This is a genomic window from Pseudomonas sp. GM79, assembly GCF_000282495.1.
Taxonomy (GTDB): domain Bacteria; phylum Pseudomonadota; class Gammaproteobacteria; order Pseudomonadales; family Pseudomonadaceae; genus Aquipseudomonas.
In genome coordinates this window covers 67,465-84,903 of sequence record NZ_AKJE01000059.1, presented here as the reverse complement: position 1 = coordinate 84,903, position 17,439 = coordinate 67,465, and the positions used below count along the sequence as shown (strand labels likewise).

Below are 17,439 nucleotides of genomic sequence, written 5' to 3'. Positions count from 1 at the left end.
TGGGCCAGTGGAAAAGCGGTGGCAGTGAGGTAGACAACGCGGTGGGCTTATTTGCCCACCGGTGCATCAGGAAATTTCACGACGAAATGGTGGCAGTGCATTGAGAATAGCTTTGCCGTAGCGTTGTGTGACCAGACGACGGTCGAGCAAGGTGATGGTGCCGCGGTCTTCTTCGGTCCGCAGTAGGCGCCCGCAAGCCTGGACCAGCTTCAGCGAGGCGTCCGGCACGGAGATTTCCATGAACGGATTGCCACCGCGAGCCTCGATCCATTCCGCCAGCGCCGCTTCGACTGGATCGTCGGGCACCGAGAACGGAATCTTGGCGATCACCACGTGCTCGCAGTAAGCACCGGGCAAATCCACGCCTTCGGCGAAACTCGCCAGGCCGAACAACACGCTGGAATCCCCGCCATCAACCCGCGCCTTGTGCTTATTCAGGGTTTCCTGCTTCGACAGGTTGCCTTGAATGAACACTTGCTTGCGCCAGTCGCGGTCCAGACCATCGAACACGTCCTGCATCTGTTTGCGTGAGGAGAACAGCACCAGGGTGCCGCGTGAACCTTCTACCAGTTGCGGCAGGTCGCGGATGATCGCGGCGGTGTGAGCCGGCGCATCACGCGGGTCGGCTTTGAGGTCCGGCACCCGCAACACACCGGCATCGGCGTGATGAAACGGGCTCGGGACCACGGCGGTCACGGCTGTTTTAGGCAGACCGGCACGCATGCGGAAGCGGTCGAAAGTGCCGAGAGCGGTCAGGGTCGCCGATGTGACCAGCGCCCCGTAAGCCACGTTCCACAGATTGCGCCGGAGCATATCCGCCGCGAGGATCGGGCTGGCATTGACCTCGATGTCGAACAGCGAACCGCTTTCGGCCAGGGTCAGCCAACGGGCCATGGGCGGGTTGTCTTCCGGGTCTTCGACGGTGAAAGCGGTCCACAGCTCCCAGTTGCCCGAAGAGCGCGACAACAGGCTGCCGAACAGTGGATACCACTCTTCGGCCTGGTTACTGGCGATGCCGATGTTGACCTCGCCATCCATGCCTTCCTTGAGCAGGTCGGTGAGCCGGGTGAACAGGTCGGTCAGGCGGGCAAAGCCCTTCTTCAGCTCGATGCCCATTTCGCGCATGTGCTCGGGAATCACCCCGCCAACAAAACGGTGACGTGGCCGCTCACGACCTTCGACGTCTTCGCCGGGCTTGAAGTCGGCGGCTTGCTCACAGGCGCTGAACATGAACTGCTGCTGGGTCTTGATCTCCCGGGCCAGCTCCGGAACCTGCTCGATCAACTTGCCCAGATCGCCCGGCAGCGGGTGCTGGGCGAGTAATTTGGTGAGGTTCTTGGCGGTGGTTTCCAGCCAGTCGGCGGTGGAACGCAGACGCGTGTAGTGAGCGAAGTGACCGATGGCCTTGTCCGGCAGGTGATGGCCTTCGTCGAACACGTAGATGGTGTCACGCGGGTCGGGCAGAACCGCACCGCCGCCCAGGGCCAGGTCGGCCAGGACCATGTCGTGGTTGGTGACAATCACGTCAACTTTGCCCATGCCTTCGCGGGCCTTGTAGAAGGCGCACTGGCCGAAGTTCGGGCAATGACGGTTGGTGCACTGACTGTGATCGGTCGTCAGGCGCGCCCAGTCGGCGTCTTCCAGCGCCGTCGACCAACTGTCGCGATCGCCGTCCCACTTATTGCCGGCGAGCTTCTCGATCATGCTGGTGAACAGCTTCTGGCTGGCCTCATCGACCTCGATCTTGAAGCCTTCTTCTTCGAACAACTGCGCGGTGGCAGTCTGCGCGTGACCTTCCTGGAGCAACATGTCCAGCTTGGACAGGCACATGTAGCGCCCGCGCCCCTTGGCCAGGGCGAAGCTGAAATTCAGCCCGCTGTTGCGCATCAGGTCGGGCAAATCCTTGTAGACGATCTGCTCTTGCAGGGCCACCGTGGCCGTGGCGATCACCAGACGCTTGCCGGCGGCCTTCGCGGCAGGGATGGCCGCCAGGCTGTAGGCCACGGTTTTGCCGGTACCGGTGCCGGCTTCCACCGCGACAATCGCGGGGTCGCCACTGCGCCGGCCTTCGTCGTCGGTGTCGATGTCACCGAGGACTTTGGCAATTTCGGCGATCATCAGGCGTTGGCCGTAGCGCGGCTTGAGGCTCTTGGCTTCGAGAAAACGCGAATAGGCGCCCTGGATCGTGGTTTTGAGTTCGGTGCTGATCATTGGTTGTCGGGCGCAAAAAATGCTGGATAAATTTTCAGTGGTTCGGATCGGCGGCTATCATACCGCGCTAATCAATCCCGCGCAGAACGGAGTACCTCAATGACACCTTTTGGCATCGTTTATACCCTGCATGTCATCGCTGCCCTGGTGTGGGTCGGCGGCATGTTTTTCGCCTGGATGGTCTTGCGCCCTGCGGCGATGAAGACGCTGGAAGGCCCTGCCCGGTTGAAGCTGTGGGTAGAAGTGTTTCAAGGTTTTTTCCGCTGGGTCTGGATCGCGGTGGTGCTTTTGCCGATCAGCGGCGTGGGCATGATTCATCTGCAGTTCGCGGGGTTTGAAGCGGCGCCGCGGTATGTGCAGGTGATGATGGGATTGTATGTGGTGATGACGGCGCTGTTTATCCGGATTCAGGCGCTGATGCTGCCGGAATTGCGCACGGCGGTGGCGGCTCAGGACTGGCCGACGGGTGCGGCGGTGCTGGGTAAGATTCGGCGGTTGGTGGGGATTAATCTGGTGGTCGGGTTGGTGCTGGTGGCGATTGCGGCGGCTCGGCCGATGTTCTGAGAAGTGTAAGTCTCTGTGGCGAGGGAGCTTGCTCCCGCTCGGCTGCGAAGCAGTCGTAAACCAGTCACCGCGCTCATTCTGAAAGAACAGGGTCGCCGGTTTTGGGGCCGCTTCGCGCCCCAGCGGGAGCAAGCTCCCTCGCCACAGGGGTTCTCGGTCGTTATTACAACCGCTGAATCGTCACCGAACCCGCCACTCCCGCAGGCCCCGGCTGACCGTCGGCACCGGGGCGGCCGCTCTTGCCGCCATCGGCTTTATAGACGATACAGCCCTTGGCCTTGCCGCCCGCCCCTGGTTTTCCACCGGGCCCTGCCGTACCACCCTCCCCGCCCGCAATCTCGACCTTGATCTGCTGCGCAGGGTAATCACGCGGCACTTCCAGCCGAACCAGCGCCCCTGGTGCGCCCGGCTGGCCGTCACTGCCATTACTGCCATCGGCGCCGCGACCGGCCTGGCCCCAGGTACAACCCGGTGCTTGACCATTAGCCCCATCAAGGCCGACAAAACCTGGAGCACCCGCGCCACCGCGAGCGTCAACCGACAATTGCGGCGCGTTCAATGTTTTGATCTGCAAATCCAGATTACGCCCGGAGCGAGCGGCCTTGAGGTATGTCCCCGGCGCGCCACGTGCAGTGATCTGACTGCCTTCGGCCAATTCGGCACGGTTGACCTTCAACGCCAGAGCTTGTTCGCTCGGCACAATGGCAATCCGCGCGTCGCGTCCCAGGTGCAGCTCGCCGACCGTCACTTCGGTCACGTTCGAGGGAATCAGCAAAGTCCCGTAATCGGCGACTTCCAGCCGTTCCAGTTGCAAGGTACTGGTGGTGTTGGGCAAGCGCATCAGCGAGTTGGTTTCGACGCTCACCACCTGCGCGCAGGCCAATGGGCTGATAAATGCAGCGAGTAGACAGAGTTTACGCATGGGAGGCCTTCGAAGCGGCCGGGGCCGGAATGGTTTGCAGGTGGAAAACGCCGAAAAAGACAATCTTCAGGCGATCACGCCAAGGATGGGCTCGACCTTTGAGGCTGCGGTTGCAGAACACCAGCTCCAGAAGATGGAGCCCTGCCAACACAGTGCCTGCAAAATTGATCAGCAGGTGAAACGGATGAACAAACGGTATGAGCAGATTGGCCAGCACCACCAACCAGAACAGCAGGGTCAACAACTTCCCCAGCCCCCAAAACACCTTCATACGCTCCCCCGTTGAGAATTATTCTTTGCGCGCACAGTAACGGCTTCCACGCGGGATAAGCCAGAGGGCAGCAAAAAATTCTTCCCGAAGGTCGCGAATTGGCCGTCGGATCAACCTGAATCGGTTTCCGACGGCTCTATTACAAGGCTTAGCGATTGATGTGCAATTCCACGCGACGGTTTTGCGCCCGTCCTTCTTCCGTGTCGTTATCGGCCACCGGTTGGCTTTCGCCCCGGCCTTCGCTGGTGAGTTTGTCTGGCGCGACTCCCTGGCTCAACAGGTAGGCCGCGACGCTGCTGGCACGACGTTCCGACAGTTTCTGGTTATAGGCGTCCGAACCCTGGCTGTCGGTATGACCGATGACTTTAATGCTCACCACATCGGTGTTTTGCAATTTGGCCATCAACGAATCCAGCTCACTGCGCGCTTGGGGCATCAGCTCGGATTGGTTGTAAGCGAACAGCACGTTGCCGTTCAGGGTGATGACTTCGGAGACCGGTGCTTCAACAGGTTTCACGCTGGCCGGGTATTGCGGCAGCGGGCAACCGTGATGTTCGACAGGGGTATCGGCAGGTGTATCGGGGCAACGATCACGTCGATCGAAGACGCCATCATCGTCTTCATCGCCATCCTGGGCGTAGCAGATCAGGCCACCGGTCAAGATCCCGAGCGCCGCACCACCCGCTGCCCAGGCACTACTTTCGATCGCGCCCAAACCGCCGCCGACCAATCCACCCAGGACGCTGCAGATTGGCCAGGTGCGTTGATTGAGAGGGGCGGTGCCATCGCTGTGAGTCGCACAACCGGTCAGAAGACTGCCAAGCAGCAGAACCGGCAAGACGGTCCTTGTAAGAACGCTCATTGTGAATGCTCCTGTGTCACCGGCCCATACCGGTCACACAGGAGTAAAGACCCGCATCCGCGACTGTACAAGCCGCGGAACGGCAGAGACCTAGCGGTTGATTTTGATTTCCGTGCGTCGGTTCATCGCACGGCCGTCAGCGGTTTTGTTATCGGCCACCGGCTGGCTTTCACCGGCACCGGTCACAGACACGAAACTGCTGCGTGGCACGCCTTGGGAAATCAGGTATTCCACCACTGAATGGGCGCGTCTATCCGACAGTTTCTGGTTGTAGGCATCGCTGCCGACGCTGTCGGTATGACCGGTGACAGTCAGTTGGGCGGTGGAGGATTCCTGTTTCAGGCGCGTGGCAATGGTGCTGAGTACGTCCTTATCGGCAGGGGTGAGCTTGGCCGAGTCGAACTGGAAGTGCACATCACGGATAACGATGACTTCTTCCTTGACCACCGCCGCCTCCTCGACCACCGGCGCAGGCGCTGGTGGAGGGCAGCCGTCGGCATCGACCCGCACGCCTTTAGGTGTACCCGGGCACTTGTCGCGGCTGTCCAGCACACCATCGCCGTCTTCGTCGCCGTCACCATGCACCCAGCAATAAGCGGCTGCCGTGCCGCCGACCAGCAGCGCGCCATACCCCGCCCATGCCGAGCTTTCGGTCGCGCCGAGCCCTGCACCGATGACACCACCGACCGCCGCACAGGTCGGCCAGTCGGTTTTCTGCAAACCTGCGCAACCAGTCAACACACTGGTTAGCAGAACCAAGGGTAATGCTGTCCGAATTATGCTCATCTAGTTCTTCTCCTGAGGGATCGGCTTAAAACCGATTCTAGGGAGTAAAGACCCGACTTTTAATCTCCGCCAGCAATAGGCCATTGCTGTTTTGCCCCATGTTCATGGAGGATCGCCGCTTTTTGGTTAATTGCGCGAGACAGGAACACTAGGCCCGGACGTTGGGGCAGGCTAGTCTTGGCGTTCTGATTGAGGATCTTCGATGATTGCAGGTATTTCTTCGCGCACGCCCCAGCAGGCGTTGGCCGCTTTGCTTGATCGTTACGCCCCGGCGCGTCTGTTGCTGATTGGCGCCAGCGAATTCCCCGCGCTTGAGGCATTCAAGCTCGCGCACCCGGACAGCATCGTCGCCTTTGCTGCGCCCGGGCCACTGCCCGCCGAACTGGCGGCGCAACGGTTTGATCTGGCGCTGGTGGTCGATTGCCTCGAACATTTACCCAAGCGCGACGGCTTGAATCTGCTCGGCGGGATACGCAACCTCAATGCCAGTCGCATTGCGGTGCTGGCCGACTTGCCGGCATGCGGTTGGAAGGAGACGGACTTTTTCTCTCTGGCGTTGCAAGCCAGCGAACGCTTCCAGCGTGAAGATCAAGTACTGACGCTGTTTACCTACGATCTGCTTGACTATAAACAGGTGCCCGACTGGCTCAACTCCCGCTTCTGGGCCAATCCGGAAAACTTCGGGAAATATTGGTGGTAACGCAATGAGTACATCCATTTGCCCTTGCGGCAGCGGCACGCTGCTCGATGCCTGCTGTGGCCATTACCACGCCGGCCACCCCGCCCCCAGCGCCGAAGTCTTGATGCGTTCGCGCTACAGCGCCTATGTATTGGGGTTGATCGATTATCTAGTGGCGACCACCCTGCCCGCACAACAGGCCGGCCTGGATCGCCAGTCGATCAGCGACTGGAGCGCCCAAAGCACCTGGCTGGGCCTGGAGGTGGAAAGCGCCGAAGTCTTCGGCGGTCAGCCAGAGCACGCCTTCGTCACCTTCACCGCTCGCTGGCACGACAGCAGCGGCGAACACAGCCACCGCGAACGTTCGTCATTCGTACAGAACGCCGGCCACTGGTATTTCATCGACCCCACCGTGTCACTCAAGGCCGGACGTAACGATGCATGCCCGTGCGCCAGCGGGCAGAAGTTCAAGAAGTGCTGCGCGAGTTATTTCAGCGTTTGAGTTGACCAACAGCAAAAAGATCGCAGCCTTCGGCGGCGCCCACAGGCGCGTAGGAGCTGCCGAAGGCTGCGATCTTTTAGGAGCTAGACTGGGGGCAAGGGAGAAACACGACCATGAACACCCAGCGGCGCACATTACAGCTGCTCACCCTGCTTCTGTTTCTGGGGCTCGGCGGCTGTGCGTCGTGGTTCGACGACGACTTGCCGGAGCCGCAGGTGCATCTGGTCAAGGTCGAGGTGGTCCGGGCCAAACTACTGGAGCAGAAATTCCTGCTGCATTTTCGCGTCGACAATCCCAATGACCAAGACCTGACGGTGCGTGCCCTGGAATATCGCATTCACTTGGGGGACATACTGCTGACCGAAGGCGAGCACGAACACTGGTTCACGGTCGGCCCCAAACGCAGCGCCTATTTTAAAGTGCCGATCCGCACCAACCTGTGGCCGAAAGTCCGGGACCTGGTCAAGCTGCTGAAAAAACCCGACCAACCCATTCCCTATCGTCTGGAAGGTGAACTGGAAACCGGTTTATTCATCGCGCACTACGTGCACCTGGCGCGTAATGGCGTGATAATCGCCGCCGATTTAATTCCGGAGTGACCCCGATGACCCAGCAACCTCATGTCCATGGCCCTGACTGCAACCATGACCATCACGACCACCATGATCACGACCATGGCCATGTCCACGGTCCGAACTGCGGCCATGCCCACCAGGAACCGGTGCGTAACGCCCTGAAAGACGTCGGCCGCAACGACCCTTGCCCATGCGGCAACGGCAAGAAATTCAAGAAGTGCCACGGCGCTTGATGCTTCGGGCGGATATTTTTTCGCCTGTTGAATCGCCTTCGCGAGCAAGCCCGCTCCCACATTGGATCTGCTGTGTTCACACTATGTGTGGCTGGCGCAGATCGAGTGTGGGAGCGGGCTTGCTCGCGAAGACGGCGGCACATTCACTATCAATCTGTCAGTTAAATCGCTTTCGCGGGCAAGCCTCGCTCCTACAGGTTTTCAGTCGTCGGTCAGGATTTGATCCGTATTAATCACCGTCGCATACTCGCCATGCAAATTACCCAGCGACATCGCGTGCACTTCCTCGGCTGAGTGAGCATTGCCAAAGTAATCCGCTTTATCGAAGGTAAAGCACGCATCCTCAGCAACCCACGCTTCAAACCCCAGATTCCCGGCCGTTCGCGCCGTGGACTCCACCGAATTGTTGGTCGCCACACCAACGATGATCAACTGATCGATCCCCGCCTCGCGCAAACGTGCTTCCAGCCCCGTCGAACAAAAGGCATCCGGCACCTGTTTCTGAATCAGCCACTCACCCATCGATGGTTGAAAACGCTCCTGAAATTCCACCCCCGATTGCTGCGGCCAGAACACTGAATCCTCTGAGCGGGACAGGTGCTGCACATGAATCACCGGCCGTCCGGTTCGACGCCAATGCCCCAGCAATTCCAGGATGCGCGCTTCGGCCTGAGGGTTGTTTCGGCGGCCCAACCTGGGATGCAGGATGCCTTTTTGTTGATCGATGATGATCAGCGCCGCGTTGGTCTTGAGCTCCATGCCGACTTTTCTCCTGCTGGGCATTGAATTTACCGCACTTCAGCATCACCTCTTCCTACTGGCAAGCCATCAAACGCAAACAGGACGACCTGATGCCGGCGGTCGCTGTCCGTACCTGACGATGTCTCTTGATTTGGAGTACTTCATGATCGACTTGTATTACTGGACCACCCCCAACGGCCACAAGATTTCGATATTCCTGGAAGAAGCCGGCCTGCACTACAACGTTTACCCGATCAACATCAGCCAGAACGACCAGTTCAAACCCGAGTTCCTGAAGATCTCGCCGAACAACAAAATCCCGGCCATCGTCGATCATGAGCCGGTCGATGGCGGTGAACCGTTGGCACTGTTCGAGTCGGGGGCGATTCTGCTGTACCTCGCGGAGAAAACCGGCAAGTTCCTGCCCAAGGATCTGCGCGGACGCCAGCAAGCGTTGCAATGGTTGTTCTGGCAGATGGGTGGCCTGGGGCCGATGGCCGGGCAAAATCATCACTTCAGCCAATTCGCACCAGAGAAAATCCCCTACGCAATCAAGCGCTACATCGACGAAACCGCCCGCCTGTATGGGGTTCTCGACAAGCAATTGGCCAACAATGACTTTGTTGCCGGCAGCGAATACAGCATTGCCGACATGGCAATCTACCCGTGGATCGTTTCTCACAAGTGGCAAAGCCAGAACCTGGAAGACTTCCCCAACGTATTGCGCTGGTTCACCCACATCCAGAACCGCCCGGCGACGGTGAAGGCGTATGCGCTGGTGGCCAAGGTCAATCCGCCGAAATCCTGATAGAAGATCAAAAGATCGCAGCCTCGTTTCACTCGACAGCTCCTACAGGGAATGCAAAACCGTGTAGGAGCTGTCGAGTGAAACGAGGCTGCGATCTTTTTGCATTCCACAGACAAATCCTGAAATAACCTGATACCCCGCTTGCGCGGCCACCTCCTGCTCACTAACGTAGCGCCTTTAATGACGCTACCCCCCGCAGGAGCTTTGCCATGGCCTCGCCAGCCCTCACACATTTTCTTCCCCGGTTCGGCGTTGCCGCAGCAGTGGCCAGTGTTTTAAGCCTGACCGGTTGTCAGACCTGGAACACTCAAGACACCCTCCCGCCGACCTCCGGCGTGCAACCGCTCAAAGGCCTGGCGCAGAACGTTTCGATTCGACGCAATGCCATGGGCATGCCGCTGATCGAGAGCAATAGCTTCCACGATGCGCTGTTCACCCTCGGCTACGTGCATGCCAGCGACCGCATCAGCCAAATGGTCACTCTGCGTTTGCTGGCCCAGGGCCGTTTGGCGGAGATGTCCGGCGCAGACCTGCTCGACGCCGACCGCTACATGCGTGCGGTCAATCTGAAGAAAAGCGCGGGAGAGCTGTACAAGGCCTCTTCGCCGCGCCTCAAGCGTTTCTTCGAAGTCTATGCCCGCGGGGTCAACGCCTACCTGTTCCGCTACCGCGACAAACTGCCTGCGGACCTCGCGGCCACTGGCTATAAGCCGGAATACTGGAAACCTGAAGATTCAGCGCTGATTTTCTGCCTGCTGAATTTCAGCCAATCGGCGAACCTGCCGGAAGAAATTTCCTCATTGATGCTGGCCCAGACAGTCAGTACCGACAAGCTGGCGTGGCTTGCGCCGTCCGCTCCCGATGAAAAACTGCCAGTTGCAGAAGCGGAAAAACTTCAGGGCATCAAACTCAATGGGCAAATCCCGGGGCTGAGCGAAATCAGCAAAGCCACGGGCCAACTGTCCGACCTGAATCTGCTGGGCGCCACGTCTTCTAACAACTGGGCGATTGCTCCGCAACGCAGCCGCAGCGGCAAAAGCCTGTTGGCCAGCGACAGCCATGGACCGCTGGGCGTACCGTCGCTGTTCAGCTACGTGCAGATTCGCGCGCCGAAATACCAGGCCTCCGGCGCGACCATTGCCGGGTTACCCATGGTGCTCGGTGGTTTCAACGGCAAAGTGGCGTGGAGCATGACCACGGTCATGGGCGACAACCAGGACCTGTTCCTGGAAAAAATCAAACGCCAGGGCAACGGCCTTTCTTACGAAGTCAGCGGCAAATGGCAGCCGGCGATCGTGCGCAACGAAACCTACTTCGTCAAAGGCCAGAAGCCGATTCGCGAAGCGGTGTACGAAACCCGCCACGGGCCGTTGCTCAACAGCGCCCAAGGCGCCGCGTTGGCGAATGGTTTCGGCCTGGCCTTGCAGACGCCAAACTTCACCGACGACAAAACCCTGGATGCCTTTTTCGACCTGTCTCGAGCGCAGAGCGTCGAGAAAGCCTCGGATGCCAGCCGTGAAATACGCGCCATCGCCCTGAATCTGGTGTTTGCCGATGCCAGCAACATCGGCTGGCAAGTCACCGGTCGCTTCCCGAACCGTCGCGAAGGCGAAGGCTTGCTGCCGTCGCCGGGCTGGGAAGGTCGCTACGACTGGGACGGTTACGCCGACCCGATGCTCCATCCGTATGACCAGGACCCGGCTCAAGGCTGGCTCGGCACCGCCAACCAGCGGGTCATTCCCCATGGCTACGGCATGCAGCTGTCCAATTCCTGGTCGGCGCCGGAGCGCGGTGAACGCATGGCCGAACTGGCGGGTGTGGGCAAACACGACACACGCAGCCTGATCGCCATGCAATACGACCAGACCACCACCTTCGCTGCCAAGCTGAAGAAGATGTTTGAAGCACCGGGCATGTCCCAGCCACTCAAGCACGCCATCGAAGCGTTGCCGGTGGCCGATCGCGGCAAGGCTCGCGAGGCTTATACGCGCTTGATGGCTTTCGACGGCAAACTCAGCCCGACCTCCGCCGACGCGGCGATCTACGAGCTGTTCCTGCAGGAAAGCACTAAACAGATTTTCCTCGACGAACTGGGCCCGGAAAGCAGCCCGGCGTGGAAAGCCTTTATCGCCAACGGCAAGTTGTCCTACGCGGCGCAGGCCGATCATCTGCTGAGCCGTGAGGACAGTCCGTTCTGGGACGACCTGCGCACCTCGCAGAAAGAAGACAAACCGGCGATTCTCGCCCGTAGCCTGGCGTCCGCGATCAGTGCGGGGGACAGCCAGTTGGGTGGCGATCACAAAGCCTGGCAGTGGGGCAAACTGCATCGCTACGAATGGAAGAACGCCAGTGGCCAGACCGTGCGCGGTCCGCTGCCAGCCGGCGGCGACCACACCACGCTCAACACCGCCGCGTTCACCTGGGGTCAGGACTTCAACACCACGCTGGCGCCGGCCATGCGCTTTATCGTCGATTTCGGCCAGGCCGAACCGCTGATGGGCCAGAACGGTAGCGGCCAGTCCGGCAACCCGGCCAGCGCGCACTATCTCGACAGCGTCGAGCCGTGGCTCAAGGGGCAATACATCAGCCTGCCGATGCAGCCGCAGAACTTTGACAAGGTGTACGGAAAAACGCGGTTGACGCTGACACCTGGCAAGTAACCTCGAGTGGGACCGGACCGGCTCGCGAAAGCATGCTGCCGGTCCCATTGATGTTGAATGTGCCGCCGTCTTCGCGAGCAAGCCCGCTCCCACATTTGATCGCATTCTTTCTGGCAGAACTCGATTGAATGTGGGAGCGGGCTTGCTCGCGAAAGCGGCCTGATTAACGCCTCCAACCTTCTTTGAAAATAAATAGAACTTCTCGTCTCGCGCAAACCTCCTAGCTAACAGGCCTCTCCATTTGGGTAACAACATGGACCTTGTTATCGCTCGTCCTGAAGGTTTGTACTGCCCGCCCGGTGATTTCTATATCGACCCATGGCAGCCGGTCGAACGCTCGGTCATCACCCACGCCCACAGCGACCATGCTCGCCGTGGCAATCAACATTATCTGGCAGCGGCACCGGGGGCAGCCATCCTGCGTGCGCGTCTGGGCCAGGACATCAACCTGCAAACCCTGCCTTATGGCGAGCCATTGCTGCACCGCGGTGTAAAACTGAGTTTTCACCCCGCGGGCCACGTACTCGGCTCCGCCCAGGTACGTCTGGAATATGGCGGGGAAGTCTGGGTCGCCTCGGGGGATTACAAGACCGAGCCCGATGGCACCTGTGCGCCATTCGAACCGGTGCGTTGCCATACGTTCATCACCGAATCGACGTTCGGCTTGCCGATTTACCGCTGGCAACCCCAGACGCAGATCTTTGCCGAGATCAATCAGTGGTGGCGGGCCAATGCGGCGGCCGACAAGACCAGCGTGCTGTTCTGCTATGCCTTCGGCAAGGCTCAACGGATTCTCCACGGCATCGATGCCAGCCTCGGCCCCATTCTGGTACATGGCGCGGTTGAACCCATCAATCGGATTTATCGCGAGAGTGGCATTTATCTACCGCCAACGATCTATGCCGGCGACGTTAAAAAGCATGACCCGATGATGCGCAAGGCCTTGGTCCTCGCACCTCCTTCGGCGGGTGCCAGCCCTTGGGTACGGCGTTTCGGTGATTACAGCGATGGCTTCGCCAGCGGTTGGATGCGCTTGCGCGGTACACGGCGCCGGCGCAGTGTGGACCGAGGTTTTGTGCTATCGGATCACGCCGACTGGCCCGGCCTGCTTTGGGCCATCGAACAAACCGGAGCCGAGCGCGTGATCGTCACCCATGGTTCGATCGGGGTATTGGTGCGCTATCTGCGCGAACAAGGCCTCGATGCCATGAGTTTCAGCACCGAATATGGCGATGATGAAGAAACCACAGTCCTAGAACCCGAGAGCGCCGAGGTGCTGGCATGAAAGCCTTCGCCGACTTGTATGCCGAACTCGACGCCACCACCTCGAGCAACGCCAAACTGGCGGCGATGCAGAGCTATTTCGCCCAGGCCGCACCCGAAGATGCCGCTTGGGCGGTGTACTTTCTGTCCGGTGGGCGCCCTCGACAATTGGTACCGGTACGAATGCTGCGGGAAATGGCCACAGCGTTTTCCGGACTCTCGCCCTGGCTGTTCGAAGAAAGTTATCAGGCCGTAGGTGATCTGGCGGAAACCATCTCGCTGGTGCTGCCCGAAAAGCCCCACACCTCTACCGATGGGCTGGCGGTGTGGATTGAAGACAAACTGCTGCCGCTGCGTAACGCGCCCCCGCTGACCCTCGCCGAATGCTTGCCCGCCTTGTGGGCGCAACTGGATCGCCAGGGTCTGATGCTGTGCATCAAACTGATCACCGGCAGTTTCCGTGTCGGGGTCTCCAAATTGCTGGTTACCCGCGCCTTGGCGGCGATGGGCGGGGTCGACAGCAAACGCGTGGCCCAGCGGCTGGTGGGTTACACCGATCTGTCCAACCGCCCAAGCGCCGCCAGTTACCTGAAGCTGGTCGCCCCCGAATCACCCAATGAGCATGCCCAACGGGGGGGTCAGCCCTACCCGTTTTTCCTCGCTCATGCGTTGTCGCACCCGATCGAGCAGTTCGACGCCCTGCTCGGCCCCGTCAATCAGTGGCAAGTGGAATGGAAGTGGGACGGCATCCGCGCTCAAGTGGTCAAGCGCGATGGGCGCTTGTGGATCTGGTCGCGTGGTGAAGAGCTGGTAAGCGAGCGCTTCCCCGAACTGGACAGCCTGGTTCATGACTTACCCGACGGCACGGTGATCGACGGTGAAATCGTCGCCTGGAAAGCTGCACGACCAGGCACCGAGGACGCCTTCGACCCGAAGTCGACGTCGTCACCCGCCGTGCAACCCTTCGCTCTGTTGCAACAGCGGATCAGCCGTAGAACGCTGAGCAAAAAAATCCTCGATGAGGTGCCCGTGGTGATCCTGGCCTATGACCTGCTGGAATGGCAGGGTGAGGATTGGCGTAACCAGACCCAAGCCACGCGCCGTGTTCAACTGGAACAACTCATCAAAGCCTGCGCAAACCCGGTGTTACTGAGCTCGCCCGTACTGACCGGCGAAAACTGGTTCGACCTCGCCCGCCAACGGGAAGCCTCCCGCAAATTGGGCGTCGAAGGCATGATGCTCAAGGCCCGTGATGCGCTGTATGGCGTCGGGCGGACCAAGGACATGGGCGTGTGGTGGAAATGGAAAGTCGACCCGTTCAGCGTTGATGCGGTGCTGATCTATGCCCAGCAGGGCCATGGCCGCCGGGCCAGCCTCTACACTGATTACACGTTCGCGGTGTGGGACGGTCCTCCTTCTGCCCGCGAGCGAACGCTGGTGCCTTTCGCCAAGGCTTACTCCGGGTTGACTGACGAAGAAATGCGTCAGGTCGACAGCATCGTACGCAAGACCACGGTGGAAAAATTCGGACCGGTGAGCAGTGTGAAACCGACTTTGGTGTTTGAGCTGGGATTCGAGGGTATTGCCCTGTCGAAGCGGCATAAGAGCGGGATTGCGGTGCGGTTTCCGAGAATGCTGCGTTGGCGGCAGGACAAATCGGTGGAGGAAGCTGACAACTTGGCGACGTTGCAGGATTTGCTCGCCTGACCTGATTTCTGTGTTGCACCAATGCAGGTCAGTAAAGTTGCAGAACCTGTGGGAGCGGGCTTGCTCGCGAAGGCAGTGTGTCCGGCAACATTAATGTTGACTGACACTCCCTCTTCGCGAGCAAGCCCGCTCCCACATGGATTGTGGCTTAGCTGATCTGGCGGTGGGCTCACCATACTGCGCACCACCCTGGCGCAGGGATCTGGCGATGCCCGTTTTCGTGCATAAATCGCGCTTTGCCACTTCTTGTATTACCTTTTAAACGCTTGTTCGGGACTCTGGTTCGGAAATTGCTACTTTTAATAGGTCTTACGCTTTTCAGTAACAGTACTTCTGCGCCACAAGCGCTCATATTGGTTCTTAGGGATTGAATAATGAAAAAAGCATTGCTGACCCTTTCTGCACTGGCGTTGTGCATGGCTGCCGGCTCCGCGCTGGCCAAGGAATACAAAGAATTGCGTTTTGGCGTTGACCCTTCTTACGCGCCGTTCGAGTCCAAAGCAGCCGACGGTAGCCTGGTAGGCTTCGACATCGACCTGGGCAATGCAATTTGCGCCGAGCTGAAGGTCAAGTGCAAATGGGTCGAAAGCGATTTCGACGGCATGATTCCGGGCTTGAAAGCCAATAAATTCGACGGTGTGATCTCTTCGATGACCGTCACCCCGGCCCGCGAAAAAGTCATCGACTTCTCCAGCGAACTGTTCTCCGGCCCGACTGCATATGTGTTCAAGAAGGGTTCCGGCCTGACCGAAAACCCCGCTTCGCTGAAAGGCAAAACCGTCGGCTACGAGCAAGGCACCATCCAGGAAGCGTACGCCAAAGCGGTGCTGGACAAGGCTGGCGTAAAAACCCAGGCCTATCAGAATCAGGATCAGGTGTATTCCGATCTGACTTCCGGCCGTCTCGACGCTGCGATTCAGGACATGCTGCAAGCCGAACTGGGCTTCTTGAAGTCGCCAAAAGGCGCCGATTACGAAGTCAGCAAGCCAGTCGACAGCGAATTGCTGCCTTCCAAAACAGCGATCGGTATCTCGAAAGGTAACAAAGAGCTCAAGGCACTTTTGGATAAAGGTATCAAAGCGTTACACGACGATGGCACCTACGCCACCATTCAGAAGAAACACTTTGGCGATCTGAATCTGTACAGCGGCAAATAATGCCTGGCGCCCATCTCGCGATGGGCGCTTTTTTCACCCGATCAGGTTGCTGATTTATGTTCGAAAACCTATTACAAAACCTGGGGCTCTCAGCCTTCAGCCTCCAGGGCTTCGGTCCGTTGCTGATGGAAGGCACCTGGATGACCATCAAATTATCGGTGTTGTCGCTGTTGGTGGCCGTTTTGCTCGGCTTGCTGGGCGCCAGTGCCAAGCTGTCAAAAGTCAAACTGGTGCGAGTACCGGCCCAGCTCTACACCACGCTGATTCGTGGGGTGCCCGACCTGGTGCTGATGCTGCTGATCTTCTACAGCCTGCAAACCTGGCTGACCTCGTTTACCGACTTCATGGAATGGGAATACATCGAGATCAACCCGTTCAGCGCCGGGGTCATCACCCTGGGCTTCATTTATGGTGCGTACTTCACCGAAACGTTTCGCGGGGCGATCCTCGCCGTGCCACGGGGCCAGGTCGAAGCCGCCACCGCCTACGGTCTCAAACGCGGCCAGCGTTTTCGTTTCGTGGTGTTCCCACAAATGATGCGCTTCGCCCTGCCGGGTATCGGCAACAACTGGATGGTGATGCTCAAGGCCACCGCGCTGGTCTCGATCATCGGCCTGGCCGACTTGGTCAAGGCCGCGCAGGACGCCGGTAAAAGCACCTATCAACTGTTCTATTTCCTGGTGCTGGCTGCGCTGATTTACCTGGTGATCACCAGCGCCTCCAACGTCGTCCTGCGCTGGCTCGAACGCCGCTACGCCGCCGGCTCCCGGGAGGCCGTACGATGATCGAACTCTTGCAGGAATACTGGAAACCCTTCCTTTATACCGACGGTTACAACATCACCGGCCTGGCCATGACCATGTGGCTGCTCAGCGCTTCGATCTTCATCGGCTTTCTGGCGTCGATCCCGCTGTCCATCGCCAGGGTTTCGTCCAAGATCTACATCCGCTGGCCAGTGCAGTTTTACGTCTACCTGTTCCGGGGTACGCCGCTGTATATCCAGCTGCTGATTTGCTACACCGGTATCTACAGCCTGGCGGCTGTGCGCGCCCAGCCGGTCCTCGATGCGTTCTTTCGCGATGCGATGAACTGCACGATCCTGGCCTTCGCCCTGAACACCTGCGCCTACACCACGGAGATCTTCGCCGGGGCGATTCGCAGCCTGCCTCACGGAGAAATCGAAGCGGCCAAGGCCTACGGTCTGTCAGGCTGGAAGCTCTACGCCTACGTGATCATGCCGTCAGCCCTGCGTCGCTCGTTGCCTTATTACAGCAACGAAGTGATTCTGATGCTGCACTCGACCACCGTGGCGTTCACCGCGACCATCCCGGATGTATTGAAAGTCGCTCGCGATGCGAACTCTGCGACCTTCCTGACATTCCAGTCGTTCGGCATCGCCGCGCTGATCTACCTGACCGTTACCTTTGCGCTGGTCGGCCTGTTCCGTCTCGCCGAACGCCGATGGCTGGCCTTCCTCGGGCCGACTCACTAGGACAAC

The 17,439-nt window shown here is 59.4% G+C and carries 18 protein-coding genes; 12 read left to right on the top strand and 6 right to left on the bottom strand.

The annotated features are described in order from the left end of the window. Nucleotides 1–66: 66 nt before the first annotated feature. Entirely contained in the window at nucleotides 67–2,211 is a 2,145-nt protein-coding gene (gene dinG, locus PMI36_RS12370) for an ATP-dependent DNA helicase DinG (RefSeq protein ID WP_008072773.1), read from the bottom strand. A 99-nt stretch (nucleotides 2,212–2,310) separates the two neighbouring features. On the opposite strand from dinG, the gene PMI36_RS12375 reads away from it, so the two are divergent. Continuing rightward, on the top strand, nucleotides 2,311–2,775 hold the full coding sequence (locus PMI36_RS12375) for a CopD family protein (RefSeq protein WP_008072771.1): 465 nt from the start codon (nucleotides 2,311–2,313) through the stop codon (nucleotides 2,773–2,775). A 163-nt stretch (nucleotides 2,776–2,938) separates the two neighbouring features. Here the strand turns inward: PMI36_RS12375 and PMI36_RS12380 are convergent, their stop codons facing one another. The 4 genes from PMI36_RS12380 to PMI36_RS12395 form a co-directional block, all read right to left on the bottom strand. Beyond that, nucleotides 2,939–3,697, bottom strand: coding sequence for a collagen-like triple helix repeat-containing protein (locus tag PMI36_RS12380; protein ID WP_008072769.1), 759 nt, complete (start codon nucleotides 3,695–3,697; stop codon nucleotides 2,939–2,941). Continuing rightward, nucleotides 3,690–3,968, bottom strand: a complete 279-nt coding sequence (locus PMI36_RS12385; RefSeq protein ID WP_032830505.1) for a DUF1145 domain-containing protein — start codon at nucleotides 3,966–3,968, stop codon at nucleotides 3,690–3,692. Before PMI36_RS12385 ends, PMI36_RS12380 begins: the two co-directional genes overlap by 8 nt. A gap of 148 nt (nucleotides 3,969–4,116) precedes the next feature. Continuing rightward, nucleotides 4,117–4,830, bottom strand: coding sequence for an OmpA family protein (locus PMI36_RS12390; protein ID WP_008072767.1), 714 nt, complete (start codon nucleotides 4,828–4,830; stop codon nucleotides 4,117–4,119). 90 nt (nucleotides 4,831–4,920) lie between these two features. Next, nucleotides 4,921–5,616 carry an OmpA family protein gene (locus PMI36_RS12395; RefSeq protein ID WP_008072761.1) on the bottom strand — a complete coding sequence of 232 codons (696 nt, stop codon included), beginning with the start codon at nucleotides 5,614–5,616 and terminating at the stop codon, nucleotides 4,921–4,923. Between the two features lie 202 nt (nucleotides 5,617–5,818). Between PMI36_RS12395 and PMI36_RS12400 the strand changes: the two genes are divergently transcribed. The 4 genes from PMI36_RS12400 (at nucleotide 5,819) to PMI36_RS12415 (ending at nucleotide 7,605) form a co-directional block, all read left to right on the top strand. Continuing rightward, nucleotides 5,819–6,316 carry a DUF6231 family protein gene (locus tag PMI36_RS12400; RefSeq protein ID WP_008072760.1) on the top strand — a complete coding sequence of 166 codons (498 nt, stop codon included), beginning with the start codon at nucleotides 5,819–5,821 and terminating at the stop codon, nucleotides 6,314–6,316. Between the two features lie 4 nt (nucleotides 6,317–6,320). After that, complete coding sequence (locus tag PMI36_RS12405) at nucleotides 6,321–6,797, top strand: YchJ family protein (RefSeq protein ID WP_008072759.1); 477 nt, start codon at nucleotides 6,321–6,323, stop codon at nucleotides 6,795–6,797. Between the two features lie 113 nt (nucleotides 6,798–6,910). After that, on the top strand, nucleotides 6,911–7,396 hold the full coding sequence (locus PMI36_RS12410; protein WP_008072758.1) for an LEA type 2 family protein: 486 nt from the start codon (nucleotides 6,911–6,913) through the stop codon (nucleotides 7,394–7,396). Between the two features lie 5 nt (nucleotides 7,397–7,401). After that, a complete protein-coding gene (locus PMI36_RS12415) occupies nucleotides 7,402–7,605 on the top strand; it encodes an SEC-C metal-binding domain-containing protein (RefSeq protein ID WP_008072757.1) in 204 nt (67 codons plus the stop codon). A 201-nt stretch (nucleotides 7,606–7,806) separates the two neighbouring features. On the opposite strand, the gene PMI36_RS12420 is transcribed toward PMI36_RS12415, so the two are convergent. After that, on the bottom strand, nucleotides 7,807–8,364 hold the full coding sequence (locus tag PMI36_RS12420) for a cysteine hydrolase family protein (protein ID WP_008072756.1): 558 nt from the start codon (nucleotides 8,362–8,364) through the stop codon (nucleotides 7,807–7,809). A 145-nt stretch (nucleotides 8,365–8,509) separates the two neighbouring features. On the opposite strand from PMI36_RS12420, the gene PMI36_RS12425 reads away from it, so the two are divergent. The 7 genes from PMI36_RS12425 (at nucleotide 8,510) to PMI36_RS12455 (ending at nucleotide 17,433) form a co-directional block, all read left to right on the top strand. Further along, nucleotides 8,510–9,154: a glutathione binding-like protein gene (locus PMI36_RS12425; RefSeq protein ID WP_008072755.1), complete on the top strand. Its 645-nt coding sequence runs from the start codon at nucleotides 8,510–8,512 to the stop codon at nucleotides 9,152–9,154. A 209-nt stretch (nucleotides 9,155–9,363) separates the two neighbouring features. After that, a complete protein-coding gene (locus PMI36_RS12430) occupies nucleotides 9,364–11,814 on the top strand; it encodes a penicillin acylase family protein (protein WP_008072754.1) in 2,451 nt (816 codons plus the stop codon). Between the two features lie 253 nt (nucleotides 11,815–12,067). Next, entirely contained in the window at nucleotides 12,068–13,099 is a 1,032-nt protein-coding gene (locus tag PMI36_RS12435) for a ligase-associated DNA damage response exonuclease (RefSeq protein WP_008072753.1), read from the top strand. Continuing rightward, nucleotides 13,096–14,784 carry an ATP-dependent DNA ligase gene (locus tag PMI36_RS12440; protein ID WP_008072752.1) on the top strand — a complete coding sequence of 563 codons (1,689 nt, stop codon included), beginning with the start codon at nucleotides 13,096–13,098 and terminating at the stop codon, nucleotides 14,782–14,784. Before PMI36_RS12435 ends, PMI36_RS12440 begins: the two co-directional genes overlap by 4 nt. Nucleotides 14,785–15,158: 374 nt before the next feature. Continuing rightward, entirely contained in the window at nucleotides 15,159–15,941 is a 783-nt protein-coding gene (locus PMI36_RS12445) for a transporter substrate-binding domain-containing protein (protein ID WP_008072751.1), read from the top strand. A gap of 56 nt (nucleotides 15,942–15,997) precedes the next feature. Beyond that, nucleotides 15,998–16,726, top strand: coding sequence for an ABC transporter permease (locus tag PMI36_RS12450; RefSeq protein WP_007904662.1), 729 nt, complete (start codon nucleotides 15,998–16,000; stop codon nucleotides 16,724–16,726). Then, nucleotides 16,723–17,433, top strand: coding sequence for an ABC transporter permease (locus tag PMI36_RS12455; protein ID WP_008072750.1), 711 nt, complete (start codon nucleotides 16,723–16,725; stop codon nucleotides 17,431–17,433). The genes PMI36_RS12450 and PMI36_RS12455 overlap by 4 nt, the downstream gene beginning before the upstream one ends. Nucleotides 17,434–17,439 lie beyond the last annotated feature (6 nt).